The sequence below is a fragment of the Nonomuraea coxensis DSM 45129 genome (assembly GCF_019397265.1).
Classification (GTDB): Bacteria; Actinomycetota; Actinomycetes; order Streptosporangiales; family Streptosporangiaceae; genus Nonomuraea; species Nonomuraea coxensis.
This window is the reverse complement of record NZ_CP068985.1, coordinates 8140474-8166130: the sequence shown is the minus strand read 5'-3', so window position 1 is coordinate 8166130 and position 25657 is coordinate 8140474. Positions and strand designations below refer to the sequence as shown.

The window sequence follows — 25657 nt, the reverse complement described above, 5'->3', positions numbered from 1 at the left end:
GCCGTGGACCTGGGGATCAAGGGCCGCCGTGCCGCCGTGGCGGCGGCCAGCGCCGGGCTGGGGTACGCGAGCGCGGCCGCGCTGGCCGCCGAGGGCGCGCTGGTCACCATCTGCGGCTCCGACAGCGGGCGGGCCGCCGCCGCGGCCGACCGGCTCGGGCCGGACGCGCGGTGGCTGCGCGCCGACGTCGCCGACCCGGACGGCGCGGCCGAGTTCGTGGAGAAGGCGGCGGCGCTGATGGGCGGGCTCGACATCCTCGTGGTGAACGGCCCGGGGCCGCCGCCCGGCACCGTCGCGCAGACGCCGCCCGAGGCGTACCAGGGGGCGATCGAGCGGAGCCTGCTCGCCGTCGTGCGGATGTCGCTGGCCGCGCTGCCGGCCATGCGGGAGGGCGGGTGGGGGCGGATCGTCGCGATCACCTCGCTCGGCGCGCGGCAGCCGTACCCGAACCTCGCCCTGTCCAACACCGCCCGCGCGGGCGCCACGGGCTTCCTGCGCACGCTCGCCCGCGAGGTGGCCGCCGACGGGATCACGGTGAACTCCGTGCAGCCCGGCCTGCACAGGACCGAACGCGTCACGCAGGTGTACGGCGAGCGCCCGCCGCTGGGCGACGTGCCGGCGGGGCGGCTCGGCGAGCCGGCCGAGCTCGGCGCGGTCGTCGCGTTCCTGTGCTCGGCCCACGCGGGCTACCTCACGGGCGCGGCGGTGCCGGTCGACGGCGGCGCCTACCAGGCGCTGCTGTAGTGAAGACGACGCCTGGAGCCGGGCGTTCGAGACCGCCCGGCCAGGCAGACCAGGGGAGAGACACAATGACAGAATGGGCCGTGGTCACGGGGGCGGCACAGGGCATCGGGGCCGTGATCGCCGAGTTCGCGGTGACGGCGGGCTACCGGGTGGCCGCGTGGGACATCGACGGCCCGGCCGTCGAGCGGACGGCGGCGGAGATCGGCGACGGGTGCGTGGCCTCGGCCGTGGACGTCGCCGACGAGGAGTCCGTCCGCGCCGCGGCGGCGCTGCTGCCTGAGCCGCCGCGACTGGTGGTGAACAACGCCGGGATCGTCCGGTTCGGGCCGCTGCTGGACCTGCCGCTCGCCGAATGGGAGAGCGCACTGCGGGTCAACCTGACCGGCACGTTCATCGTGGGGCGGACGCTGGCCGGGCCGATGGGCAAGGCCGGAGGGGGCGCGATCGTCAACCTCGCCTCCGTCAACGGGCTCGCCGCCGCGCCCCACGCGGGGGCGTACTCCGCCAGCAAGGCGGGCATCGTCCGGCTGACCGAACACATGGCGATGGAGTGGGCGAAACTCGGCATCCGGGTCAACTGCGTCGCCCCCGGCCTGATCCACGCGGGCATGTCGGACGCCATCTACGCCGACGCCGAGGTGCGGCGGGTCCGCGAGGGCGCGGTGCCGCTCGCCCGCCTGGGCTCCGCCGAGGACATCGCGGCCGCGGTGCTCTTCCTCGGCTCGGAGAAGGCCGGGTACGTCACCGGCCAGACCCTCGCGGTGGACGGCGGGCTGATCAAGAGCACCCTGGCCGCCCTGCCGCGCCCCCAGTCGGTGGACTCGGTCGGCCCCGGCGGAAGCTGACGACCGCAGGAGGGCGGGCGCGGGGGACTCCCGCGCCCGCCCCGGGTCAGCCGGTGGTGGTCCAGCGGATCGCCCGCCGGACGATCTCCCGGTGCTCCGGCACCTCGTACGACGCCGGATGGTGCCCCAGCGCGTCGTAGACCACCCGCCCGCCGCCGTGCTCACGGGCCCACAGCAGGGGATGCTCGGCGTCCGGACCGCCCGGCTGCCGCGCCGTCAGCAGGGGGACGAGCCCCGGCACGCGCTCCAGGTCGCCGTAGACCTCGTCCACGACGGTGAACGGCGCGATGCCCGCCACCAGTTCGTGCGCCGCCGACGCCGGCCGCACGCCGACGGCCGGGCCGAGCGGCGGGTGGTGCGAGCGGCCCCACACCCAGGAGCCGCCGAGCGTACGCCCCCACTCTGGCCAGTCGTCGAAGCAGATGGCCGCCGTGTGCATGCCGAGCACGCCGCCGCCCGCCGCGAGGTGGGCGGCCAGCGCCTCCCGCGCGTCCGGGGACGGGCTAGCCCCCTCGGCCCCGGCGAGCCGCCGGTAGCGGTCGGGGGTGCCGGGCCCGGTCATCGTCCAGCGCAGGGCGTTGACCACCAGCAGCGCCGCGCCGGGCAGGGCGCGCAGCGCCGCGTCCACGTCGGTGTGCACCTCGGCGGCGAGCCGCCGCTCGGCGAGCAGCTCCACCAGGCAGGCGGTGGTGGCGGGGAAGTCGTGGGTGAGCCCACCGGAGAGGACGACGGCACGCATGGTCGTCCTCACGCCGTCCGCGCGGATGCGGTCATGGGAGCCATTCCTTCCTGCGCAGCAGGCGGGCGGCGTTCGCGGCGAGCAGCGCGGGGTCGAGGTCAGGGGTCTCGTGCGCGCCGGAGTCCCAGCCGGCGAAGTTGGTGCCGAACACCAGCCGCCCGATGCCGGCCCGCGAGACGAGCAGGGCGAGGGCGTCAGCGTCGTGCACGTGGGTGTCGAACCACAGGCGGCGGTAGTAGTGCTCGAACCCGTTCTCCCGCAGCCGGTCGCCCGCCCAGGCGCGCTTGCCGACCGCGCGGGCGAAGCGCCCGGCCACGAACGGGGCGGCCCCGCCGCCGTGCGAGACGCACACGTCCAGCCCGGGGTGGCGGTCGAGTACGCCGCCGAAGACCAGCGCGGCCACCGCCAGCGTCTCGTCGCGGGCGAAGCCGAGCAGCAGGTCGAGGTCGAAGCGCCGCAGCCGGGGGTCCTCGGGCGGGCCGTCGGGGCCGAGCGGCGACGGGTGCACGAACAGCGGGACGTCCAGCTCGACCAGCGCCTCGTAGAGCGGGTCGAGGTCCGGGTCGTCCAGGGTGCGGCCGGCGGGGTCGGTGTCGAGGTAGACGGCGACCATGCCGAGCTCGCGGACGGCGCGGCGGGCTTCGGCGACCGACGCCGCGACGTCCTGGGCGGGGAGCTGGGCGGCGGCGAGCAGCCGGGCCGGATACCGGGCCGCCAGCGCGGCGAGCGCGTCGTTGTGCGCCCGCGCGTACGCCGCCGCCGCGCCCGGCTCCAGCCGGCCGAAGTAGGTGAGCGGGTTGGGCGAGAGCAGCTGCACGTCGATGCCCGCCTCGTCCATGGCCGCGACGCGCAGGTCCACGTCCATGAACGGGGTGCCCGCGTAGCGCACCCCGTGGAGCACGTAGTCGCCGACGCGGTAGTACGGCGTGCCGTCGGGCGACGTGCCCAGCTCCGCCCCGTGCCCGACCTCCAGGACGGCGTGGGCGTGCACGTCGATCACCGGCGGGCGGCCGGTGGGGCGGTCAGACACGGGCCAGCTTCTCCAGTTGCTCCTCCGTCAGCGCGAGGCCGCGGGTGAGCGGGCAGGAGGCGAGGAAGCGGACCTGGTCGGTGGAGCGCATGCGCCGCTCCGGGATCGGGGTGACGAGGTCGACGCGCCGCCCGCCCTTGATCACCTCGGCCAGGCGGGAGCGGTCCTGGAGGATCGTGACGTCCTGGAGCGGGTCGCCGTCCACGACGAGGATGTCGGCCAGCCGGCCCGTCTCCAGGGTGCCGACCTGGCCCTCCATCCGCAGGGCGAACGCGCCGTTGCGGGTGGCGGCGACGATCGCGTCCATGGGGCTCATCCCCATGTACTGGACGAACATCTCCAGCTCGCGCGCGTGCCACTCGCCGACGGGGGTGACCGCGAACCCGGTCTCGGAGCCGGCGAGGAACGGCACCCCGGCCGCGTGCGCCTTGGCCATCTGCGCGGCCGTGATCTCGATCTCGGCGCGGAAGACGTCGAGCAGCTCGGGTGCGCTGCCCACCTTCGCGCCGTAGTCGGCGAGGTTGCCGAGCAGTGTGAACGTCGGGCACAGCGCGCTGCCCGACTCGACGACCGCCTCCAGGGCCTCGTCGTCCATGTACGAGGCGTGGTAGATCAGGTCCACGCCGGCGCGGGCGGCGTCGCGGGTGCTCTCGGAGTTGCGGCAGTGCGCGACGACCTTGGTGTTCAGCTCGTGGGCGGTGTCGCACACGGCCCGCAGCTCGTCGAGGTTCCAGACCTTGACCTCGGGGCCCTTCATGGTCGGGATCTGGCCGGTGACCATGATTTTGATCCAGTCGACGCCGTGCTTGATCTGGCGGCGTACCTCTCTGACCATCATGTCGCGGTTGTGCACGACGGTCGCGTAGCCGGTGGTGCCGTCGTCGGCGATCATCCGGCCGGCCGTGCCGCCGAGCATCGTCATCAGCGCCTGGCCGCCCGCGCGCATGCGCGGGCCCTCCACGATGCCGGTCTCGATGGCGTCGCGCAGCTCGACGCCGATGGACCAGAGGCAGTCGGCGTCGAGCACGCCGGTGACGCCCGCGCGCAGCACCTTGCGGGCGTGGTACGCCGACAGCATGGAGCTGTAGCCCTGGGTCCGGTGGTGGAAGAGCTCGTCGTTGCCGGTCGGCTCGCCGAAGCTGAGATGGGTGTGGGCGTCGATCAGCCCGGGCATGACCGTGCGGCCGGTGGCGTCGACGCGCTCGTCCACGCCGTCCGACTCGGCCTGCGCGAGGGCGTCGGCGCCGAGGGCGGCGATGCGGTCGCCGCGCACCAGCACCGCCTCGTCCGCCCGTGGTGGCGCGCCGGTCCCGTCGAGGACGGCGCCTCCGGTGATCAGGATGCTGTCGGCCATGGGTACCCCCTTGAACCTCGGTATGCGTTGGAAGGTTAACGACTATCGGCGGCCTTGACTAGACTGGCGGTGCTGGCCCGCTCGCGGGGAGACGGTCCTCGCGATTCGTCCTGAGGCCGGGGGAGTGCGACGATGGCGAAGTGTCCCAGCAGAGAGTGATCGAAGAGCTTCAGCGTCTCGGCATGTCCGGCTACGAAGCCAAGGCCTACGTCGCGCTCGTGGCCGCCGGCACGCCGCTCAACGGCTACGAGGTGGCCAAGCGCTCGGGCGTGCCGCGCAGCACGGTCTACGAGACGCTGGGCAAGCTCGTCAGCAGGGGCGCCGCCTACGAGGTGCGGCTCGGCGAGGCGGGCGTCGGCTACATCTCGCTGCCGCCGATGTCGCTGCTCGACCGCATGCGCCGCGAGTTCGACCAGTCGATCACCACCCTGAGCGAGACGCTGCCCGAGGTGGCCGCGCCCGCCGAGGTGCGGCTGATCCACAACCTCGCCGACCGGTCCTCCCTGCTCACCAGGGCCGAGGACGTCGTCGCCGCCGCGCGCCGCGACCTGTTCCTGTCCGGCTGGCCGGCGGAGCTGGAGCCGCTCAAGCCGCTCGCCCGCCGCGCCCAGGCCGAGGGCGTCGACGTGTCGACCGTCGTCTTCGGCGAGGACCCCGACCCCGTCGGCCACACCACCAGGCACCGCTTCTCCAGCCCGCAGGTGGCGCTGGAGAACCTCGGCTGCCGGCTCCTCGTCGTCGTCGCCGACCGGCGGCAGGCGGTCATCGGCGGCGTGGTCAACGAGGACGCCTGGGGTGTCTACACCGACGATCCCGCCGTGGTGCTGGTGGCGGTCGAGTACGTCCGCCACGACATCGCGATGCACCTGATCGTGGAGCGGTTCGCGGCCGACGACTTCGAGTCCTTCTGGAAGTCGGACCCGGCGCTGCTGCGGCTGCGCGCCGACCACGGCGCGGCGGCCACGCTGCTCAGGAAGGCGGGCGCGCCGGGCGGGCGCGGCCAGAGCTGACGCCAGAGCTGACGGCGGCGGACGGCGGGCATCCCTCGGCGGGTGCCCGCCGTTCGCGTGTCCGGGGCCGCGCCGCGCCTGCCCTCATCGTCGGCAAATAGGGTCTGTTACCTCTCCGCTTTCGGCGTTAGCATCCTCACGACTAACGCTGGAGGCGCAACCGTGTGGCAACAGATCATCAGCGGGCTGCAGGCGGGCAGTTGGTACTCCCTCATGGCGCTCGCCATCGTCCTCGTGCTGAAGGCGACCGACGTGCCGAACTTCGCGATGGCGGAGCTGGGGCTGTTACCCGCGTTCTGCACCTGGGCGCTCATCGACGGGGCCGGCCTGTCCTGGTGGGCGGCGGTGCCCGCCGGGCTGCTCATCGGCGTCGTGCTCGCCGTCGTGGTGGAGCGCACCGCCATCCGCCCGATCCTGGCGGAGAACCACTTCGCCACGGTCCTGATGACGATCGCGGTGTTCGTGGTGATCAACGCGGTCGTCCAGCTCGTGTGGGGCTCCGAGCCCCGCAAGATCGACTCGCCGTTCGCGGGCTCGTTCACCGTCGCCGGCCAGATCGTGGCCTACGAGCAACTGCTCAGCATCGGCGCCGGGCTGGCCGTGACGGTCGCGCTCGTGCTGTTCTTCCGCACCCCGCTCGGCGTGCGGATGCAGGCCATCGCCGAGGACCGGGTGACGCCGCGGCTGCTCGGCGTCTCGGTCACCACGGTGTTCCGCACCTCGTGGGCGCTCGCGGGCGCGATCGCCACGATCGCGCTGCTGCTCCAGGGCCAGGCGTCGCTGCTCACCGACCAGAACGGGTCCGGGCTGCTCATCAAGGGCTTCGTCGCCGCGACGCTCGGCGGGTTCTCCAGCGTGATCGGCGCCTTCGTCGGCGGGCTCGCGCTCGGCGTCGCCGAGAACCTGGCCGGCGCGTACGTCTCGACGTCCAGCAAGACGGCGATCGCGCTGCTCGCCATCGTCGTCGTGCTCGCGGTCAAGCCGCAGGGCCTGTTCGGCCGCCATCAGGCGAGGGAGGTCTGATGCCGCCCACGTTCCCCGGCTCGCCGCGGCGGGCCGCCGGCTGGGCCGCCGCGCTGGCGGGCGGGCTCGTCCTGCTCGCGCTGCCCGGCCTGGTGAATCCGTACCTGCTCTTCCAGGCGTGCCTGGTCATGGTGACGGCGACCGCCGGGCTGGGGCTCGTCCTCATCATGGGCTGGTCGGGGCAGATCGCGCTGGCGCAGGCCGGGTTCCTCGGCGTCGGGGCGTACACGACGACGTACCTGGTCGCGCAGGGCTGGCCGTGGCCGCTCGCCACGGTCACCGCGGGCCTGGTCGCCGCCCTCGCCGGAGTGCTGATCGGCCTGCCCGCGACCCGGCTGCGCGGGTTCTACCTGGCCATCGCCACGCTCGCGTTCGCCGAGCTGATGATCCGGGTGTTCGTCGAGGCCGTCCCGGTCACCGGCGGCATCGCCGGCGTCGCCGTCGAGGCGGTCGTCCTGCCCGGCATCGACGTGGACGGCAGCCGCTGGTACCTGTGCCTCGCCGTCGCCGCCGTCACGACCGTCGCCGTCGTACGCGCCGGGCGGGCCGGGCTCGGCCGCCGCCTCCGGGTGGTGCGCGACGCCGAGATCGCCGCCCCGTCGCTCGGGATCAGCCCGATGCGCACCAAGCTGCTGGCGTTCGCCCTGTCCGCCTTCATCGGCGGCGTCGCCGGCGCGCTCTACGCGCAGTGCCTGTCGTACCTGACGCCGGAGATCTTCGACATGGGGCTGCTCATCGAGTTCCTGGTCCTCGCCTTCCTCGGCGGCGTCGGCTACGTCGTCGGCCCGTTCCTCGGCGCGATCGTCGTGGTCGTGCTCCGCGACCTGCTCCAGGACCTGGGGAGCTGGCAGCGCCTGGTCTACGGCCTCATCCTCGCCCTCGCGATCGCCTTCCTGCCGCGCGGGCTCGCGTCCCTGCCCGCCCGGCTGCGCGACCGGCGCCGGGCCCCCGAGCGGCCCGTCACGGCGGCGGCCTCATGAGCGGCGTGCTGGAGCTGTCCGGGATCGCGGTGCGTTTCGGCGGCAACGAGGTGCTGAAGGGCGTGGACCTCTCCGTCGGCCCCGGGTTCACCGGGCTCATCGGCCCCAACGGCGCGGGCAAGACGACGGTCTTCAACGTGGTCACCGGCTACGTCCGGCCCACCGGCGGGACCGTCACGATCGGCGGGGAGCGGATCCCGGCCGGCCGCCCCGCCGCCGTGGCCCGCAAGGGCGTGCGCCGCACGTTCCAGACGCCGCGGCTGGTCGCCGAGCTGTCCGTCGAGGCGAACGTCCTCGTCGGCCTGGACGCCGGGGCGTCCACGCTCGCCGACTACCTCGGGCTCTCCCGCGCCGCCCGCGAGGCCCGCGCGCGGGTGCGCGAGCTGCTGGAGGCGTTCGGCCTGGCCGAGCGGGCCGCCGAGCCCGTCGGCAACCTGCCGCTCGGCAGCCAGAAGATCGTCGAGGTGGCCCGCGCGCTCGCCCCGAGGCCGCGCGTGGTGCTGCTCGACGAGCCCGCCGCGGGCCTGTCGGCCGCCGACGTCACCAGGATGGTCGAGCCGCTGTCCAGGATCGGCGAGCGCGAGGAGCTGTCCATCCTCATCATCGAGCACGACCTGGAGCTGGTCGCGCGGCTCTGCCCGCGGATCGCCGCGCTGCACTTCGGACGCATCCTCGCCGAGGGGACCCCGGCCGAGGTCGTCGCCCACCCCGATGTCGTCGAGGCCTACCTGGGAGCCGGCGTTGCTGCTGTCGACACGTGACCTGACCTCCGGCTACGGCCGGGTGCCCGTGCTGCGCGGGGTCGACCTCGACGTGGCGGAGGGCGAGATCGTCGCGCTGCTCGGCGTCAACGGCGCCGGCAAGACCACCACGCTGCGGACCGTGTCCGGGGTGTTGCCCACCTGGTCGGGCACGGTGACCTTCGACGGCGTCACCCTGGGCGCGCGCACCCCGGAGGCGCGGGCCAGGCTCGGGCTCGGGCACGTCCCCGAGGGCCGCGGCATCCTGTCCTCGCTCACCGTGCGGCAGAACCTCCGCCTCGGCGCCACCGCCCGCGGGCGCGGCGCCCGCGACGTCGCCCAGGACGAGGAGCGGCTGCTCGACGTCTTCGGCGCGCTGCGCGACAAGCTCGCCGCCCCGGCCGGCTCGCTGTCCGGCGGCCAGCAGCAGATGCTCGCCGTCGCGCGGGCGCTGCTCGGCCGGCCCCGCCTGGTCATGGTCGACGAGATGTCCTTCGGGCTCGCGCCGATCCTCGTCACCCAGCTGCTCGGGCTGGTCGCGCGGCTGCGCGAGGAGTCCGGCACCGCGTTCCTGCTGGTCGAGCAGAACTCCGCCGTGCTCGACATCGCCGACCGCGCCTACGTGCTCGCGGGCGGCGCCGTGCACACGTCCGGCCCCGCCCGCGAGCTCGCGGGCTCGGAGAACCTCGTCCGCGCCTACCTCGGCTGAGAACCACGCACCACATCTGGAGGCACCCCCCATGAGCCGGCGACGATTTTCGCGTACCGCACTGCCCGCCCTGCTGACCGCTCTCGCCGTCGCCGGCTGCTCGTCCCAGGCGGCCGCCCCGCCCGGCGCGGGCGCGGCGGCGGTGCAGGGCGTCACCGACGACAGCATCGTCATCGGCACCACCCTGCCGCTCTCGGGCGGCGCCTCCACCTCGGGCAAGGGCTTCGAGGGCGGGCTGAACGCGGCGGTCAAGGAGATCAACGACAAGGGCGGCGTCAACGGCCGCAAGGTACGGCTCGTCGTCCTCGACGACGGCTTCGAGGCCGCGCGCAGCGTCGCCAACATCCGCAGGCTCGGCGACCAGGAGAAGGTGTACGCCGTGGTCTCCCCGGCCGGCTCGGCCAACATCCCGGGCAGCTACCCGTACCTGAAGCAGAAGGGCCTGCCGCTGTTCGCCCCGGTGCTGCCGCCCGACCCGAAGCAGGACTCCGTGTTCCTGCTCGGCACCAGCCAGCACGACCAGGCCCGGGTGATCGTGGACTTCCTCGCCGGCAAGGGCGTCAAGAAGCTCGCCGTCATCGGCCAGGACAACGAGCTCGGGCACGCCATCCGCGACGGCGTCAAGGCGGAGGCGGCGGCCACCGGGCTGGAGGTCGTCGCGAACGAGACCACCGAGCCCAACTCCACCGAGGTCAGCTCGGCGGTGCTCAAGGTGCGCGACGCGGGACCCGAGGCCATCGTGCTCGGCACCGACAACACCCAGTCGGCGCTGGTCATGAAGGCGGTCCGCGAGCTGGGCTGGCAGCCGCGGATCATGGGCACGTCCTCGACGGTGACCACCGGCAGCGCCGGGACGGTCGGCCCGGCGGGCGAGGCGGCGAAGGGCATCCACGGCACGCTCATCTCCGAGCTGCCGGTCTCCGACGCGCCCGAGGCTGCCGCCTGGCGCACCGCCCAGCAGGCCGCCGCGCCGTCCGAGGTGGGGAGCGCGTACGCGCTGCAGGCGTACGCCAACACCAAGATCTTCTTCGAGATCGTCTCCCGCATGGGCGACGACCTGAGCTGGGCGAACTTCACGAAGACCGCCGAGTCCCTCAAGGACCACAAGTCAGGGATCTACCCGCCGATCACGTTCGGTCCGGCGGCCGGCGGCGGGCACGTCGGCACCACCGGCGCGAAGGTGGCCGAGTGGGACGGCTCGGCCTGGAAGCTCGTCACCGACGACTGGGTGCTTCCCGGCCGGCCCGTCTCCTGACCCTCCCGGGCGTCACGCGTTCGTGACGCCCAGGCCGAGGCCGCCGTCGATGGTGAGGACGCTGCCGGTCGCCCACTCGGCGGCCAGCAGGTACTCGACCGCCTCGGCGACCTCGTCGGCGGTGCCCGACCGGCCCAGGGCGTGGGCGGGGCCGAGCGAGCGCATGCGTTCGGCGGCGGTGGCGTCGTCCATCAGCCCCGCCCGCTGGTTGATCTCGGTGAGCACCCCGCCCGGCCGTACGCAGCTCACCCGCACGCCCTGCGGGCCGAGCTCGGCGGCCAGCACCCCGGTCAGCGTCTCCAGCGCGCCCTTAGTGGCGGCGTAAGGGGACGCGCCCGGGAAGGCCCGCTGCGTGTGCACCGAGCCGAAGAACACCACGGCCCCTGAACGCTCCCGCAGGTACGGCACGGCGAGCGCGGTCAGCATCAGCGGGCCGATCGTGTTGGAGGCGAACACGTCGTGCAGCGCCTTCTCGTCGAGGTCCGTGACCGCGCTCCGGTACATGTTGCCCGCCGAGTGCACGACCGCCTCCAGCCCGCCGCCGTGCTCCACGGCGGCGGCCACCATGCGCTCGCGGTCCTCGGCGCGGGTGACGTCGCCGACGACGGCGCGCGCGCCGGGGCCGGCCTTCCTCGCGACCGCCTCGACGCGGTCCGCCCGCCGGCCGGAGAGCGTCACCTTCGCGCCCGCCTCGACCAGCCGGTGGACCACCGCCTCGCCGATGCCCGATCCCCCTCCGGTGACCAGCACCGGCATCCCTTCGATCGCACGTCCCATCGCCGCCTCCTGACCTTGACGCTGTCGGAACGCGATCGTAGAGCGAAGCGTCGTGAAAGAGCTAGCCACTAGTCATCCGGCCAGCGGTCGCGGCGGGGACGCGGCCGCTACTAGACCACTGGCCCACACCCCCTTGAGCGCCCCGGCCGCGCTCTGGCTCAATCTGGCCAGCGGCGGGCCCCTGGAAGGAACAGCGCGATGACGGAGATCTCGGAGCGGGTGACCCCGAAGGACCGCTACGCGGCCACGACCGGCCTGGTCCAGCTCACCGGCGTCCAGGCCCTGGCCCGGCTGCCGATCGAGCAGCACCGCAGGGACCTCGCCCGCGGCCGGCGGGTCGCCACGTTCGTCTCCGGCTACGAGGGCTCCCCGCTCGGCGGCTACGACCTGGAGCTCCACCGGCAGCGCCGGCTCCTCGAAGCCAGCGACGTCGTCTTCAGCCCCGGCCTGAACGAGGAGAGCGCCGCCACGGCCGTCCAGGGCAGCCAGCTCGCGGGCACCTTCGACGACGCCCGCTACGACGGCGTCCTCGGCATCTGGTACGGCAAGGCCCCCGGCCTCGACCGCGCCACCGACGCGCTCCGCCACGGCAACCTCATGGGCGCGCACCCGAACGGCGGCGCCCTCGTGCTCGTCGGCGACGACCCGGCCGCCAAGTCCTCCAGCGTGCCCTCCTCGTCGGAGCCCGCGCTGGCCGACCTGGCCATGCCGATCCTCTACCCGGCCGACTCCCAGGAGGTGCTCGACCTCGGCAGGCACGCCGTCGAGCTGTCCAGGGCCAGCGGCCTCTGGGTCGCGCTGAAGATCGTCACCGCCGTGGCCGACGGCTCCTCCACCGTGACGCTCGGCGACGACCGGCCCGAGCCGCTGCTGCCGCCCGGCGCGGGCCGCCACCGGCCCACCGCCCGCCTGCTCCAGCCCACGCTCGGGCCGCTCGAACGCGACCTCGTCACCGTACGGCTGCGGCTGGCCCGCGAGTACTCCCGGCTCAACCGGCTCAACCGCGTCGTGGGGGCCGGGGACCGGGACCGCGTCGGCGTGGTCGCGGCCGGGCGGACGTACCTCGACGTGGTCGAGGCGCTGCGCCGGCTCGGCATCGACGAGCAGGGGCTGGCCGACGGCCCGGTCCGGCTGCTGCGGGTCGGCATGCCCTTCCCGCTGGAGGCGGAGACCGTCCGCGAGTTCGCCGACGGGCTGGACGAGATCGTGGTCGTCGAGGAGAAGCGGTCGTTCCTGGAGTCGGCGGTCCGCGACCTCCTCTACGGCGGCCCGGCCGCGCCCCGCGTCACCGGCAAGCACGACGCCGACGGGAGCGAGCTGATCCCGGCCCACGGCGAGCTGGACGCCGACACCGTCCTTCCCCGGCTGCGCCGCAGGCTGGCGGCCAACGGCGTCCCGGTCACCCCCGAGGCCGCCGCGCCCGTACCGGCCGGCCGCCGGCTCCCGCTGCTGCGGCGGGCCCCGTACTTCTGCTCCGGCTGCCCGCACAACACCTCCACCAAGCCGGGCGGCGCGAGCCTGGTCGGCGGCGGCATCGGCTGCCACGCGATGGTCGTGCTCATGGACGAGAGCCAGGTGGGCGACGTCACCGGCCTCACCCAGATGGGCGGCGAAGGGCTGCAGTGGCTCGGCATGGCGCCGTTCGTGGAGCGCGGCCACTACGTGCAGAACCTCGGCGACGGCACCTTCGACCACTCCGGCTCCCTGGCGATCAGGGCGGCGGTCGCGGCGGGGGCGCACATCACGTACAAGCTGCTTTACAACGCGGCGGTCGCGATGACCGGCGGGCAGCGGCCGGTCGGCGGGATGAGCGTCGCCAGGATCGTGGACGTGCTGCTGGCCGAGGGCGTCTCCAGGATCATCGTCACCACCGAGGACCTCCGCAGGTACCGCCGGGTCCGGCTGCCGCGCGGCGTCGCCGTGTGGGACCGGTCGAGGATCGCCGAGGCCCAGCGGGTGCTCGCCGGGACGCCGGGCGTCACCGTCCTGCTGCACGACCAGGAGTGCGCGACCGAGATCCGGCGCAAACGCAGGCGGGGCCTGCTCGCCGAGCCCGCGACGCGGGTGCTGATCAACGAGCGCGTCTGCGAGGGCTGCGGCGACTGCGGCGCCAAGTCGAACTGCCTGTCCGTGCAGCCGGTCCCCACCGAGTACGGCCGCAAGACCCGCATCCACCAGACCTCCTGCAACGTGGACCGGAGCTGCCTGGACGGCGACTGCCCCGCCTTCATGACCGTCACGCCCGGTCGTCCCGTCACCCGGTCGGCGGCGACCCTGGAGGCGTCCGCCCTGCCCGAGCCCGAGCCCGTGGCGCACGGCGAGGTCTTCGGGATCCGGCTGCTCGGCATCGGCGGGACCGGCGTCGTCACCGTGTCGCAGGTCCTCGCCACCGCCGGGCTGCTCGCCGGATGGCACGTCCGTTCACTCGACCAGACCGGGCTCGCCCAGAAGGGCGGCGCGGTCGTGTCGGACGTGAAGCTCTCCCGCCGGCCGCTGCTCACCACCAACCGGCTCGGCGAGGGGGAGTGCGACCTCTACCTCGGCTGCGACCTGCTCGTCGCCGCCGACGCGGGGAACCTCGCCGTCGCCTCGCCCGAACGGACCGTCGCCGTGCTGTCCACGTCCGAGGTGCCCACCGGGCGGATGGTCGCCGACCACACGGTCACGTTCCCGTCGCCGGACGAGGTGACCGCACCCGTGCTCGACCGGGTACGCCCCGGCCACGCCCGGCTGCTCGACGCCCGCGCCGTGTCGGCCGCGCTGTTCGGGGACGACCAGTTCGCGAACGTGCTGCTGGTGGGGGTCGCCTACCAGCAGGGCGCGATCCCGCTGCCCGCCGAGGCGATCGAGGAGGCGATCCGGCTCAACGGCGTCGCCGTGGAGACCAACCTCCAGGCGTTCCGCCGCGGGCGGCAGCTCGTCAGCGACCCGGCCGCCGTGCCGGCCTCGTCCGGCCCGGAGCCGCGCGAGGCGGACCCGCCGGGCGGCGACGTGACCGGGACCGTGCGCGCCGAGCCGGGGTCCGAGCTGGCGCGGCTGGTGGCGCTCCGCTCGGCCGAGCTGGTCGCCTACCAGGACCTCGCCTACGCCCGCCGCTACACGGCCGTCGTCGAGCGGGTCCGCGAGCGGGAGGCGGCGACGGTGCCGGGATCGAGCGCGCTGGCCGAGGCGGTGGCCCGCCAGCTGTTCAAGCTGATGGCGTACAAGGACGAGTACGAGGTGGCCAGGCTCAGCCTCCTCCCCGAGGTGGGCCGGGCCGTGGAGGAGCAGTTCGGGGAGGGGGCCAGGGCGTCGTGGCGGCTCCACCCGCCGCTGCTGCGCGCCGCCGGGCTGCGCGGGAAGCTCACCCTCGGCCCGTGGTTCCGGCCGGCGCTCGCGCTGCTGCGCGCCGGCCGGCGGCTGCGCGGCACCCCGATCGACCCGTTCGGCAGGACCGAGGTCCGCAGGCTCGAACGCGAGCTGGCCCGCGAGTACGCCGGCCTGGCCGAGCACCTGGCCGACCGGCTCGGCCCGGACAACCTCGACCTGGCGGTCCGGATCGCCGGCCTGCCGGACATGGTGCGCGGCTACGAGGACGTCAAGCTGCGCAACGTCGCGAGATACCGCGAGGAGCTGGCCGCGCTGCGCGCCCGCTTCGACGCGCCCGACCAGGAGAGACCACGGTGAAACAGGTACAGCGACTCGACCGCGTGATCATCCGCTTCGCCGGCGACTCCGGCGACGGCATGCAGCTCACCGGCGACCGATTCACGGCGGGCACGGCGGAGTTCGGCAACGACCTGTCGACCCTGCCCAACTTCCCGGCCGAGATCCGCGCGCCCCAGGGGACGCTGCCCGGCGTGTCGAGCTTCCAGCTCCACTTCGCCGACCACGACATCCTGACCCCGGGCGACGCGCCGAACGTGCTGGTGGCCATGAACCCGGCGGCGCTGAAGGCCAACCTCGGCGACCTGCCGCGCGGGGCGGACATCATCGCCAACACCGACGAGTTCACCAAGCGCAACCTCCAGAAGGTCGGCTACGCCACCAACCCGCTGGAGGACGACTCGCTGGCCGAGTGGCGGGTGCACGCGGTCCCGCTGACCTCGCTCACGGTCAAGGCCCTCGAAGGCTTCGACCTGTCCAAGAAGGACGCCGAGCGCTCCAAGAACATGTTCGCCCTCGGCCTGCTGAGCTGGCTCTACCACCGGCCGACCGAGCACACGATCACGTTCCTCGAGAACAAGTTCGCCAAGAAGCCCGAGATCGCCAAGGCCAACATCGCGGCCTTCCAGGCGGGCTGGAACTACGGCGAGACCACCGAGTCGTTCTCGGTCTCCTACGAGGTCAAGCCGGCCCGCCTCGCGCCCGGCGTCTACCGCAACATCTCCGGCAACCAGGCCCTCGCCTACGGCCTGATCGCCGCGAGCGTGCAGGCGAAGCTGCCGCTGTTCCTGGGCTCCTACCCGATCACGCCGGCCTCCGACATCCTGCACGAGCTGTCCAAGCACAAGCGGTTCGGCATCCGCACCTTCCAGGCGGAGGACGAGATCGCCGGCGTCGGCGCGGCGCTCGGGGCCGCGTTCGGCGGCGCGCTCGGCGTCACCACCACCTCCGGCCCCGGCGTGGCACTGAAGGCCGAGACCGTCGGCCTGGCGGTCACCACCGAACTGCCGCTGATCATCGTGGACGTGCAGCGCGCCGGGCCGAGCACCGGCATGCCGACCAAGACCGAGCAGACCGACCTGCTGATGGCCATGTTCGGCCGCAACGGCGAGTCGCCGGTGCCGATCGTGGCGCCGATGTCGCCGAGCGACTGCTTCGACGCCGCCATCGAGGCGGCCAGGATCGCCGTCAAGTACCGCACGCCGGTCATGCTGCTCTCCGACGGCTATCTCGCCAACGGCTCCGAGCCGTGGCGGCTGCCGGAGGTGTCCGACCTGCCGGACATCTCCCAGGAGTTCACCACCGCCCCCAACGGCGAGAACGGCGCGTTCCTGCCGTTCAAGCGGGACACCGAGACCCTGGCCCGGCCGTGGGCGATCCCCGGCACCGCCGGGCTGGAGCACCGGATCGGCGGCATCGAGAAGGCCGACGGCACCGGCAACATCTCCTACGACCCCGACAACCACGACCTGATGGTCCGCACCCGCGCCGCCAAGATCGCCGGCATCGACGTCCCCGACCTGGTCGTGGACGACCCCGACGGCGACGCCAAGGTGCTGGTCGTCGGGTGGGGCTCGACCTACGGGCCGATCGCCGCGGCCGCGCGCCGCATCAGGGCGGGCGGCGGCAAGGTCGCCCAGGCCCATCTGCGCCACCTCAACCCCCTGCCGGCCAACACCGGTGAGGTGCTCAAGCGTTACGACAAGGTGCTGCTGCCCGAGATCAACCTGGGCCAGCTCGCGCTGCTGCTGCGCGCCCGCTACCTCGTCGACGTCATCAGCTACAACCGTGTGCGCGGGCTCCCGTTCAAGGCCGAGGAGCTGGCCGGAGTCATCCAGGACGTGATCGACAGTGACTGAGCTCGTCAACGGCCAGGGCCTCAGCCTGGTCCCCAAGACCGACGCCAAGCAGAGCCTGAAGGACTTCAAGTCCGACCAGGAAGTGCGCTGGTGCCCCGGCTGCGGCGACTACGCCATCCTCGCCGCCGTCCAGTCCTTCCTGCCCGAACTCGGCCTCAAGCGCGAGAACATCGTCTTCGTCTCCGGCATCGGCTGCTCCTCCCGCTTCCCCTACTACCTCAACACCTACGGCTTCCACTCCATCCACGGCCGCGCCCCCGCCATCGCCACCGGCCTGGCCGCCTCCCGCCCCGACCTCAGCGTCTGGGTCGTCACCGGCGACGGCGACGCCCTGTCCATCGGCGGCAACCACCTCATCCACGCCCTGCGCCGCAACGTCAACCTCAACATCCTGCTGTTCAACAACCGCATCTACGGGCTGACCAAGGGCCAGTACTCCCCCACCAGCGAAGTCGGCAAGATCACCAAATCGACGCCGATGGGCTCGCTGGACAAGCCGTTCAACCCGATCTCGCTGGCCATCGGCGCCGAAGCCTCCTTCGTCGCCCGCACCATCGACTCCGACCGCAAGCACCTGCAAGCCGTGCTGCGCGAGGCCACCGCCCACCGCGGCACCTCCCTGGTCGAGATCTACCAGAACTGCAACATCTTCAACGACAACGCCTTCGAACCGCTCAAGGACCCCGGCCTGCGTGAGGACATCACGCTGCGCCTGGAGCACGGGCAGCCGATCGCCAGCGCCACCAAGGCCGTCGTCCGCGCCGCCGGCGGCGGCATCGAGGTCGTGGCCCGCACCAGCGTGACCGAGGAGCAGATCCTCCTCCACGACGCGCACCACCCCGACCCCAGCCTCGCCTTCGCCCTGTCCCGCCTCGACGAGCCCGCCTTCGAGCACGTCCCGATCGGCATCTTCCGCAGCGTCGACCGGCCCTCCTACGAGACGCTGATGACCCAGCAGCTCGACCAGGCCATCGCCGCGGAAGGCCCCGGCGACCTGAACGCCCTGCTCACGGCAGGCGACACCTGGCGCATCCCCTGACAGGCGGGAAACCGCTCTACACTGGCCGACCGTGGACTGGATCGAGCGGATCGCCGAGATCCGGCGCTGGACCAGGGGCGGCGAGCGCGCCCCGCACAAGCCGCTCCTCCTGCTGTACGCCCTGGGCCGCCCGGGATCGCCAAGCCCACAGCCACCAGGTCTTCCGCCCGCCCGCTCGCACCTGACCGCGGCGCGGGGCGCGAATTGTCGGTGGGCCCTGGCATCCTCGGGGGCATGGAGACCGTGTACACGGCCGTGGGCGGCAGCGAGGGCCTGCTCCGCCTCGCCGAGGCGTGGCACGCCCGCGTGATGGTGGACGAGGTGGTGGGCCACGCCTTCAGCCGCGGCTTCCACCCTCGGCACAGCGAGCGGCTGGCCGCCTACTGGGCCGAGGCGCTCGGCGGGCCGGCCGCCTACTCGAAGGAGTGCGGCGACGAGACGTTCGTCGTGCGCCTGCACAGCGGCAACGGCAAGCACGAGGAGATGGACCGCCGCGCGATCGCCTGCTTCGACCAGGCTCTCGGCGACGTGGGGCTGGCCGAGGGGGAGCCGCTGCGTCAGGTGCTTCACGACTACTTCGCCTGGGCCACCACCACGAGCATGGCCCGCTACCCGGAGTCGGCGGCCGACGTGCCGGAGGGGTTGAGCATCCCCCGGTGGTCGTGGGACGGCCCGCAACGCTGAGTCGCCTCACGACGGGGTCTCGGGGCGTTCGACGCGGACGGGGTCGCCGCGTACGAGCTCGTCGTGGACGCGCCGGCGGGCGGCGGTGACGGCGCGCTCCGCCGCCTCGTCGCCGCGTTCGACGCGCTCGCGCAGCAGCCGCAGGGCGATGCGGCGGTTGAGGCTGAACTGCCGCTCGGTGTCGACCACGACGACGATCCCGGTGGGCCGGTGGGTGGCCCGCACCGCCGTGCTGGCCTTGTTGCGGTGCTGGCCGCCGGGGCCTCCGGTGCGGCAGGCGACGATGTCGACGTCCGCCTCCGCGAACGTCGTGCGCGGGACGTCGACCTGGCACGGCCGGGCGATGACATACCAGTTCTTGCGGCCGGCGCTGGGACGGTACGGGCTGGGGGCCTGCCAGCACAGCGTCCCGGTCCACGAGGCGGCGAACTCCTCGGCGCCCGCTCCGGCGATCCTGACGAGGACCGACCGGTAGGTGCCGGGCCGGTCGCCGGGGACGGTGTCGGCCCGGCGGGTCTCCAGGCCGTGCCGGGCGGCGTCGGTCTCCAGGCGGCGCAGCAGCCGGGCGAGGGCCCAGGCGCACTCCTGCGGGCCGCGCCCGGCCGACAGGAGCAGGTGCACGCTCACGGACGCCCCCGCTTGCGGCGTGTGGGCCCGAGCTCCGGCGTCTTGTACGTGACCAGCGGGACCGTGGTGGCCACGGGCGTGGCGAGGCCATGGGCGACGAGGTCGGCGATCACCTGCTCGATGCGCTTGTACGCCGTCGGCGCCTCTTCGAACAGCAACTGCCGGTCCCCGCACACCACCACCGACCCCACGGGGGTGCGGCGCAGCTCCTCGACCGTGTGCTTGGCCCGCCCACGGCGCAGCGCGTCCGCGCGCGACATCTTGCGGCCCGCGCCGTGCGCCACGGAATGGCCGGCGTCCGCACCGGCGTGCCCGGCCACGAGGTAGGACGGGGTGCCGCGCGTGCCGGCGATGAGCACGTCGCGGCCGTCGCCCGGCGCGGCGCCTTTGCGGTGCAGGTAGAGCCCGTCGCGGACCTCGACCAGGTTGTGGCACTGGTCGACGATCGGCTCGGTGGGGTCGGCCCCCAGGGCGTGGGCCACCCGGGCGGCCAGCAGCCGCCGGTTGAGCGACCCCCACCGTACGGCCTCGTCGTGGAGCGCCAGGTAGGAGCCGGGATCGGGGGCGGGGCCCGCGCCGTGCGCGTCGGTGTGCGCCCGCAGGATCCGCTCGCCCAGCCCCCGGGAGCCGCTGTGGACGACGAGCACCAGGTCACCGGCGTCGAGCCCGAGCCGGCTCGCGTGCTCGGGCTCGAAGACGGTGCCGATCCTGGCCAGCTCGACGAAGTGGTTGCCCCGTCCGACCGTGCCGAGACCCTCGACGTGACCGGCGGGAATGTCGCCCTTCAGCACGTCCCAGGCGGGGTCGTCGGCGTCCCGCTCGGGGTCGAGCGCCCGGTCGAGATCGGGGAACCGCGCGGCCAGCTTCTCGGGCACGACGCGCCTGAGCTCGATGGGGAACACGGCGATGCCGCAGCCGATGTCGGACCCCACCAGGAACGGGTAGAGCACGGCCGACGTCATGGCGGCCCCGATGGGGGCGCCCTTGCCGGGGTGCAGGTCGGGCATGGCGGCGACGTGCCTCATGCCGTCGAGCGCGGCCACCTGATGACACTGCGCGACGGCGTCGGACTCGATCCAGCTCGTGGGGGAGGCGAACACGGTGACCGTGGCCATGGCGGAGTGCTGCTCAGACAAGGACGCTCTCTTCGCTGAACGAAAGGGGGAGTGGGCCGGCCGGCATCACGGCGGCGGGTGCGCCTCCACGTTCCCCGACCCCCGCCGCACGGGGCAAACGATTTTCCGCCCTGGCCGGTCACAGGGGAGAGGCGCTGTGGAACATGCGGTACCTGAAGTAACCGTCCCAGGGCGGCGTGGTGCCGGCGGCCGGTCCTGGTTCGGTGGCGAAGTACACGTCGACGCCCGAGTAGTCCTGCGGGCGCTGATAGGCCAGACCACCGTAGGGGCCCCGGACCAGGCCGGAGTTGTGGTTCCACCGGTAGCCCGTCTGGGCGCTGGTGATCTGGCCGACGACGGTCCAGACGCCGCCGCCCGTCCAGATGCTCGATCCCGCTATCCGGTCGACCTCGACATTCGCCTGCACCTCGTTGCCGTCGAGCGCCCCGGTGTCCCGGGAGACGACGAACGACTTCCGCTCCGGGTCGTACGCCCAGGACGCGTTGTGCAGGAACCGCCCGGAGTTCGGCAGGAACGGCTCCGGCGTGAGACCGGCCGTGGTGACGAACGACCTCTCGCCGAGCACGGGCGCGTCGGCGTCGCTCAGGTCCAGCGTGCGCACGGCGGTGCCGCGGCTGGTGCCGTCGCAGGACGGGTCCGGCGCGTCCAGCGCGGCGCAGTCCAGCCCGCTGTAGAACAGCAGCAGCTTCCCCTGCTGGTCGACGCTGGTCGCGCTCGGCTGGCCGACGCCGTACCCGGCCGCGTTGTAGTCGGGCTCGGTGATGTCGATGACCGGGGACGCGACGATCGTCCACGGGCCGAGGGGTGAGGTCGCGAGGGCGACGCCGACCACGTTGAACCGCCCGTCCGCGCCGTGGTCGTTGTTGTCGGCGGCGGTGAAGAACATCGCCCACGTGTAGACCTGCTCCCCGGTCTGGGGCGTCGTGTAGGCGAACCGGCCCTTGACGACGTCCGGGTCGCAGATGTGGTACGCCGCCCAGCTCGGCACGCCCGGCTGGTGGTGCGGGTCCCCCGGCTGCAGGCGGGGCCGCAGCGCCACCTGGGTGGCGCCCCACGTGTACGACCCGTTCTGCTGCCGCGTGCCGACGTTGAACAGGACGTGATCGTGCGTGGCCGCGAGCGCGTTGCCGCTGCCCGGCACGTACTCGACCGTGTTGGCGCAGTAGTAGATGATCCGCTGGGTGGCGGACGTCTGCACGATGGACGGCGCGTACTGGTAGTACCCGGCACTGCTGTAACGGGACGAGCCCGGATATATCCCCCCAGGTAACGGCACACCCGAGGACTCGACAGACGGCGCCCAGGCATGTGCCGGCACCAGGCTGATCAGAGACGCGACGAGGGCGAGCACGGCGACGAGCGAAACGCGGCGAATGAGCATCGGACAGTCCTTCGCGGTGAGCCGGACGGCGACCGCCGACTCTACAGATCCCGGCCGCCGGTGTTGAGGGGGCGCGGAACCCGGCGGCGCCTGCGGCGGCTCAGGTCTGCCGGGGGGAGCGGATCAGCAGAGTGGCCAGCGCCTCGTCCGGGCCGATGGTGCCGTAGACGTGGGGGACGTCGGCCTGCCAGGAGATGTGCTCGCCCGGCGCGGCCACCAGAGGGGCGTCGGCAGGGCCGGCGCGCAGCACGCCCGCGTACACCGTGACGTGTTCGGTCACGCCGGGGGCGTGGGGCGGCGAGTGTTGCACGACGCCGGGCCGGACGCGCATGCGCAGCAGCTCGAACGTCGCGGTCGGCTCCTCGAAGACCTCCAGCAGCGTCGCCGTCACGGCGGACCCCGGCACGCGGACGGCCTCCGCGGCCGGTGCGCCGGCCTCCAGGACGAGGGCCGTCAACGGCACGCCCAAGGCTCCCGCCACCGCGTAGAGCGTCTCCAGCGTCGGATTGCGGGTGCCCAGCTCCAGGCCGGACAGGGTGGCCTTGCCGATGCCGGCGCTGCGGGCCAGCGCTGACAGGGAGATGCCGCGGGCCTCCCGCAGCCGCCGCAGCCGGCTCCCGATATCCGTCTCACGGCCGTCCACCCGGCAATCCTCGCATTCCGCCGCCGGACTTGTCCCACGGTGGCCACCTCGTTAGGGTTCGTTCCGTAAACGGAACGGTCATGGAAAGCCTGGCGAATCGAGGGTGGGCATGCGGGTGCAGGCCGTCATGGCGGGGCTGGTCAGCGCGATAGTCGGCTACGCCAGTTCGTTCACCGTCGTGCTCGCCGGGCTGCGCGCCGTCGGGGCGACGCCCGGGCAGGCCGCGTCCGGGCTGCTCGCCCTCTGCTGCGGCGTCGGCGCGGCGGCGCTCTTCCTCGGGCTGCGCCACCGCATGCCGATCAGCATCGCCTGGTCGACGCCCGGCGCGGCGCTGCTGGTGGCGACCGGTCCCGTGCCCGGCGGTTTCCCCGCCGCGGTCGGCGCGTTCATCGTCTGCGCCGGGCTCATCGTCCTGGCCGGCCTTTCGCCGTGGCCGGCCAGGGCGGTCGCCGCCATCCCGCGTCCGATCGCCGGCGCCATGCTGGCGGGCGTCATCCTCAGCCTGTGCACCGCACCGGTACGTGCCGTCGTCGACATCCCGCTGCTGGCCGTCCCCGTCGTCCTGACCTGGGCGGTGTTACAGCGGTACGTGCGGCAGTGGTCCGTTCCCGGCGCGCTCGTCGTGGCGGTCGTCGCCATCGCGGTCCAAGGGCCGGGCGACGGCCTGTCCGGCGCGGCGCTGGGGCCCGCGGTCGAACTGACCACCCCGACGCTGAACCCGTCCGTGGTGGTGAGCATCGCCATCCCGCTGTTCCTCGTCACCATGGCCGCGCAGAACGTCCCCGGCATGGCCGTCATGGCGACGTACGGGTACACGCCGCCCCTGCGCCCGGTCCTCGTCACGACCGGCCTGGCGAGCGCGGCGGCGGCGCCGTTCGGCGGCCACGCCGTCAACCTGGCCGCGATCACCGCGGCGCTGACCGCCGGCCCGGACACCCACCCCGACCCCGGCCGCCGATGGATCGCGACCGTGGCCCTCGGCGCCGGACAGCTGACGCTCGGCCTCGGCGCCGGCCTGGCCATGGCGTTGGTGCTGCTGTCCCCGCCCGTGCTGGTCACGGCGGTGGCCGGCCTCGCGCTGCTGTCGGCGCTCGGCTCGTCACTGGCCCAGGCGGTGACCGAACCGGAGGGGCGGGAGGCCGCGGTGGTCACGTTCGTGGTCACCGCGTCGGGGATGACGATCATGGGCATCGGCGCGGCGTTCTGGGGCCTGGTCGCGGGCGGCCTGACCGCGCTCCTGCTGCACCGGCGACGACCGCCGTCCACCGCACGAAGCGGGACGGAACGTCCCGAGAGCAGGGTGCCGGCCGACCAGCCGTCGTAGTGGACGTGGACGCTCCCCTCACCGACGCGTCCTCGACGGGAAGAACCACGCGACGGTGACCCCGGATCGGTGGGAGGCTGGGACCGTGCGTACCTGGTTCGAGCCCGAAGAGGCCGAGGAGTTCGAGTCCGCCAAGGACCTGCTGATCCGGCGATGCGTCACCTGGGCGCAGGAGCACGGGCATCCCGTCGATGACCTGCTGCTCTCCGCCGCCGTCGACGCCCGGCACGAGAGCCGTGACGGCCGGCTGGCGTATTGGGACGGTGCACGCATCAGGTTCTTCCTGCTGCGGTACATACCGTACAAGGTGACGGCCTCGCGGGAGGAGCTCGACCTCGCTCCGGAGGTGCTGCGCACGTACCTGCGCTATCTCGACGTCACCGGCCTTCGCGACCCGCGCGGCGCCACGCTCGAAGAGGCGGAGGAGATCATCGCCGGGGCGAAGGCGGAGTACGCGGCCGCGCTCGACGATCCCGCCCTGCGGGGGCTGGCGACGTTCTGGGCGCACACGGCTCTCGGCCAGGGATACGACCTCACCGTCCCGGGGGCGTTCGAACGGTTCAAGCGCGATCTCGACGCGGGTCGCGTCCCGTACGACGCGCAGGTGCTTGACAAGATCATGCAGCACCGCCTCGTGCACGGCGGCATCGACGAGGAACGCGCCTTCCCCCAACCGCCTGTCTCCCTGCCCCCCGCGTCCGAGCTGACGGAGGCCGCCGGGCGCAGCCGGACCGTCCAGCGTCTCATCACCCTGGCCGACTGGCTGGGCAAGGACGGCCGCGCCCTCACCGACGCGGGCAACCTCCGCGTCGCCGACGCCCTCGAGGTGTCGGCGCTGCTGGGCACCGGCGAGGACCAGTTGCGCGTCCGCAGCGCCGCCGATCTGCCGCAGCTCAACCTGCTGCTCGCCTGGGCCAGGAAGCTGCGGCTGACCCGCACCAGCAAGGGGCGGCTGCTCCGTGTGGCCAAGGCCGCGCCCCTGCTGCGCGACCCGGAGACGCTGTGGGGCCGCGCGTTCGAGGTCCTGCCGGAGCTGGGGCGTGCGGTCACCGTGCCTGTCGCGACATGGCGGCCCGAGCCCATCCTGGCCGAGATCTTCGACGAGATTCTCCCGGACGTGCTCAACTCCATGTACGGGCTGGACGAGATGCCTGTGGTCCGGCTCGAAGAGACGGTCTGGCTGGCCTGCCAGGAGTACTTCGTTCTCGACGAGGAGGAGCGCCGGCTCGGTCTCTTGCGCCGCGAGGTCGCCCGGGACCTGGGACGCATGTTCGACGTCCTGTCCGACCTCGGGGCCGTGGAGCTCACCCGCGGCCCCGCCGACCCCCTCTACGCGAGCGACCTCGACCACGACGACCAGCCCCTGCCGCCGGACGCGGTCGAACGCCTGCGCACCGCCCTCGCCGAACCCGACCTGGCGCTGGTCCGCCTCACCCCGCTCGGCGTGCGCGGCGTCCGCGCCCGCCTCCTCGCCGAGGGCCGCGACGCTCCCCTCGTCGGCGAACTCGCCACCGCCCCGCCGGCCGAACTGCTCGGAGTGCTCGCCCAGCACTATCCGCCGGAGGACGCCGTCGCGGAGCTCCAGGGGTGGCTGGCCCGGCCTGGGCAGGACGTCGAGACGTTGGTGCAGGCAGTACGGGACTGCCCGTTCCGTACGCGGGTGGCGGCGCTGCTGCGCGTGCTGGCCGACGCCCTTCCAGAAAGACGGCTGCTGCGGGACCTCCGGCACGACCCGATCCTCGGGCCCGCCGTGTGGACGCAGCTCATCGATGCGGGGGAGATGAAGCCCGGGTCGTTGAGTGAGCGGGAGAACCTGCTGATGGGGGCGGAGAACCTCCTGTCGGTGCTGGAACTCGCGGGACCTGAGGGGCTTGTCGAACAGCTCAGGAGAATGGGCGGCGGGGACGCGTACGACTTCCTGGAGGCGGTCCTGGCGTCGGGGCACCCCGATGCCGTCGGACTGCGGGAGCTGCGCGAGCTGGTGGCCGGCCCGCTCCGCAGGACCGCCCGCCACCCCCTCCGCCTCGTCCCCACCCGGCCGCCGGGAGCCCGAGGCCGCAGGAAGAAGCGCAAACACTGATCTTGACGGCCTTTCCGGCGAGCTGCGGCACGG

22 protein-coding genes and 1 pseudogene are annotated in these 25657 nt (G+C 73.5%); 15 read left to right on the top strand and 8 right to left on the bottom strand.

What is annotated here, in order from left to right:
• Window positions 1-3 precede the first annotated feature (3 nt).
• Window positions 4-744, top strand: coding sequence for an SDR family oxidoreductase (locus Nocox_RS38300; protein ID WP_020544941.1), 741 nt, complete (start codon window positions 4-6; stop codon window positions 742-744).
• Window positions 745-809: 65 nt separating this feature from the next.
• Complete coding sequence (locus tag Nocox_RS38295) at window positions 810-1589, top strand: SDR family NAD(P)-dependent oxidoreductase (RefSeq protein ID WP_026214705.1); 780 nt, start codon at window positions 810-812, stop codon at window positions 1587-1589.
• Between the two features lie 46 nt (window positions 1590-1635).
• Here the strand turns inward: Nocox_RS38295 and Nocox_RS38290 are convergent, their stop codons facing one another.
• From Nocox_RS38290 to Nocox_RS38280, 3 genes are read right to left on the bottom strand one after another with little or no spacing between them, the layout of a single operon-like run.
• Window positions 1636-2328, bottom strand: coding sequence for a ThuA domain-containing protein (locus Nocox_RS38290; protein WP_020544943.1), 693 nt, complete (start codon window positions 2326-2328; stop codon window positions 1636-1638).
• Between the two features lie 31 nt (window positions 2329-2359).
• Entirely contained in the window at window positions 2360-3358 is a 999-nt protein-coding gene (locus Nocox_RS38285; protein WP_020544944.1) for an amidohydrolase family protein, read from the bottom strand.
• Complete coding sequence (locus Nocox_RS38280) at window positions 3351-4712, bottom strand: metal-dependent hydrolase family protein (RefSeq protein ID WP_020544945.1); 1362 nt, start codon at window positions 4710-4712, stop codon at window positions 3351-3353. Before Nocox_RS38280 ends, Nocox_RS38285 begins: the two co-directional genes overlap by 8 nt.
• 182 nt (window positions 4713-4894) lie before the next feature.
• Between Nocox_RS38280 and Nocox_RS38275 the strand changes: the two genes are divergently transcribed.
• The 6 genes from Nocox_RS38275 (at window position 4895) to Nocox_RS38250 (ending at window position 10429) form a co-directional block, all read left to right on the top strand.
• Window positions 4895-5722, top strand: a complete 828-nt coding sequence (locus Nocox_RS38275; protein WP_020544946.1) for a TrmB family transcriptional regulator — start codon at window positions 4895-4897, stop codon at window positions 5720-5722.
• A gap of 162 nt (window positions 5723-5884) precedes the next feature.
• Complete coding sequence (locus tag Nocox_RS38270; RefSeq protein WP_020544947.1) at window positions 5885-6745, top strand: branched-chain amino acid ABC transporter permease; 861 nt, start codon at window positions 5885-5887, stop codon at window positions 6743-6745.
• Window positions 6745-7725, top strand: a complete 981-nt coding sequence (locus tag Nocox_RS38265) for a branched-chain amino acid ABC transporter permease (protein ID WP_020544948.1) — start codon at window positions 6745-6747, stop codon at window positions 7723-7725. Before Nocox_RS38270 ends, Nocox_RS38265 begins: the two co-directional genes overlap by 1 nt.
• Window positions 7722-8486: an ABC transporter ATP-binding protein gene (locus tag Nocox_RS38260; RefSeq protein WP_026214707.1), complete on the top strand. Its 765-nt coding sequence runs from the start codon at window positions 7722-7724 to the stop codon at window positions 8484-8486. The genes Nocox_RS38265 and Nocox_RS38260 overlap by 4 nt, the downstream gene beginning before the upstream one ends.
• Window positions 8467-9174, top strand: a complete 708-nt coding sequence (locus Nocox_RS38255; protein WP_020544950.1) for an ABC transporter ATP-binding protein — start codon at window positions 8467-8469, stop codon at window positions 9172-9174. The genes Nocox_RS38260 and Nocox_RS38255 overlap by 20 nt, the downstream gene beginning before the upstream one ends.
• Before the next feature lie 31 nt (window positions 9175-9205).
• Entirely contained in the window at window positions 9206-10429 is a 1224-nt protein-coding gene (locus tag Nocox_RS38250; protein ID WP_020544951.1) for an ABC transporter substrate-binding protein, read from the top strand.
• Between the two features lie 12 nt (window positions 10430-10441).
• Here Nocox_RS38250 and Nocox_RS38245 read toward each other — a convergent pair whose 3' ends face one another.
• Window positions 10442-11206: an SDR family NAD(P)-dependent oxidoreductase gene (locus Nocox_RS38245; RefSeq protein WP_211212736.1), complete on the bottom strand. Its 765-nt coding sequence runs from the start codon at window positions 11204-11206 to the stop codon at window positions 10442-10444.
• Between the two features lie 198 nt (window positions 11207-11404).
• Here Nocox_RS38245 and Nocox_RS38240 point away from each other — a divergent pair, with 198 nt between their 5' ends.
• The 5 genes and pseudogenes from Nocox_RS38240 (at window position 11405) to Nocox_RS38225 (ending at window position 18433) form a co-directional block, all read left to right on the top strand.
• Window positions 11405-14872, top strand: a complete 3468-nt coding sequence (locus Nocox_RS38240; RefSeq protein WP_020544953.1) for an indolepyruvate ferredoxin oxidoreductase family protein — start codon at window positions 11405-11407, stop codon at window positions 14870-14872.
• Window positions 14869-16710, top strand: coding sequence for a 2-oxoacid:acceptor oxidoreductase subunit alpha (locus Nocox_RS38235; protein WP_219495542.1), 1842 nt, complete (start codon window positions 14869-14871; stop codon window positions 16708-16710). The genes Nocox_RS38240 and Nocox_RS38235 overlap by 4 nt, the downstream gene beginning before the upstream one ends.
• Complete coding sequence (locus Nocox_RS38230; protein WP_219495540.1) at window positions 16703-17749, top strand: 2-oxoacid:ferredoxin oxidoreductase subunit beta; 1047 nt, start codon at window positions 16703-16705, stop codon at window positions 17747-17749. Before Nocox_RS38235 ends, Nocox_RS38230 begins: the two co-directional genes overlap by 8 nt.
• 31 nt (window positions 17750-17780) lie before the next feature.
• Window positions 17781-17879 (top strand): annotated as a pseudogene (locus Nocox_RS44045) (phosphorothioated DNA-binding restriction endonuclease family protein); the annotation flags it as partial.
• A 104-nt stretch (window positions 17880-17983) separates the two neighbouring features.
• Window positions 17984-18433: a group II truncated hemoglobin gene (locus tag Nocox_RS38225; RefSeq protein WP_020547742.1), complete on the top strand. Its 450-nt coding sequence runs from the start codon at window positions 17984-17986 to the stop codon at window positions 18431-18433.
• Between the two features lie 6 nt (window positions 18434-18439).
• On the opposite strand, the gene prfH is transcribed toward Nocox_RS38225, so the two are convergent.
• The 4 genes from prfH to Nocox_RS38205 all read right to left on the bottom strand — a co-directional run bounded on the left by prfH (window position 18440) and on the right by Nocox_RS38205 (window position 22220).
• A complete protein-coding gene (gene prfH / locus Nocox_RS38220; protein WP_020547741.1) occupies window positions 18440-19060 on the bottom strand; it encodes a peptide chain release factor H in 621 nt (206 codons plus the stop codon).
• Window positions 19057-20196, bottom strand: coding sequence for an RNA ligase RtcB family protein (locus Nocox_RS38215; RefSeq protein WP_026215277.1), 1140 nt, complete (start codon window positions 20194-20196; stop codon window positions 19057-19059). Before Nocox_RS38215 ends, prfH begins: the two co-directional genes overlap by 4 nt.
• Before the next feature lie 118 nt (window positions 20197-20314).
• Entirely contained in the window at window positions 20315-21577 is a 1263-nt protein-coding gene (locus Nocox_RS38210; RefSeq protein ID WP_157383525.1) for a glycoside hydrolase family protein, read from the bottom strand.
• 100 nt (window positions 21578-21677) lie between these two features.
• Window positions 21678-22220 (bottom strand): helix-turn-helix domain-containing protein, encoded by a 543-nt coding sequence (locus Nocox_RS38205; RefSeq protein WP_219495538.1) that lies wholly within the window; start codon window positions 22218-22220, stop codon window positions 21678-21680.
• Between the two features lie 109 nt (window positions 22221-22329).
• On the opposite strand from Nocox_RS38205, the gene Nocox_RS38200 reads away from it, so the two are divergent.
• Window positions 22330-23544, top strand: a complete 1215-nt coding sequence (locus tag Nocox_RS38200; RefSeq protein WP_246649678.1) for a benzoate/H(+) symporter BenE family transporter — start codon at window positions 22330-22332, stop codon at window positions 23542-23544.
• Window positions 23545-23629: 85 nt separating this feature from the next.
• Window positions 23630-25624 carry a hypothetical protein gene (locus Nocox_RS38195; RefSeq protein ID WP_020547050.1) on the top strand — a complete coding sequence of 665 codons (1995 nt, stop codon included), beginning with the start codon at window positions 23630-23632 and terminating at the stop codon, window positions 25622-25624.
• Window positions 25625-25657: the final 33 nt, after the last annotated feature.

Bases quoted from the DNA above. Each gene is read 5' to 3' on its own strand.
- Nocox_RS38295 (WP_026214705.1), top strand. From the start codon at position 810: ATGACAGAATGGGCCGTGGTCACGGGGGCGGCACAGGGCATCGGGGCC.
- Nocox_RS38290 (WP_020544943.1), bottom strand. From the start codon at position 2,328: ATGCGTGCCGTCGTCCTCTCCGGTGGGCTCACCCACGACTTCCCCGCC.
- Nocox_RS38280 (WP_020544945.1), bottom strand. From the start codon at position 4,712: ATGGCCGACAGCATCCTGATCACCGGAGGCGCCGTCCTCGACGGGACC.
- Nocox_RS38275 (WP_020544946.1), top strand. From the start codon at position 4,895: ATGTCCGGCTACGAAGCCAAGGCCTACGTCGCGCTCGTGGCCGCCGGC.
- Nocox_RS38265 (WP_020544948.1), top strand. From the start codon at position 6,745: ATGCCGCCCACGTTCCCCGGCTCGCCGCGGCGGGCCGCCGGCTGGGCC.
- Nocox_RS38260 (WP_026214707.1), top strand. From the start codon at position 7,722: ATGAGCGGCGTGCTGGAGCTGTCCGGGATCGCGGTGCGTTTCGGCGGC.
- Nocox_RS38250 (WP_020544951.1), top strand. From the start codon at position 9,206: ATGAGCCGGCGACGATTTTCGCGTACCGCACTGCCCGCCCTGCTGACC.
- Nocox_RS38245 (WP_211212736.1), bottom strand. From the start codon at position 11,206: ATGGGACGTGCGATCGAAGGGATGCCGGTGCTGGTCACCGGAGGGGGA.
- Nocox_RS38240 (WP_020544953.1), top strand. From the start codon at position 11,405: ATGACGGAGATCTCGGAGCGGGTGACCCCGAAGGACCGCTACGCGGCC.
- Nocox_RS38225 (WP_020547742.1), top strand. From the start codon at position 17,984: ATGGAGACCGTGTACACGGCCGTGGGCGGCAGCGAGGGCCTGCTCCGC.
- Nocox_RS38210 (WP_157383525.1), bottom strand. From the start codon at position 21,577: ATGCTCATTCGCCGCGTTTCGCTCGTCGCCGTGCTCGCCCTCGTCGCG.
- Nocox_RS38200 (WP_246649678.1), top strand. From the start codon at position 22,330: ATGCGGGTGCAGGCCGTCATGGCGGGGCTGGTCAGCGCGATAGTCGGC.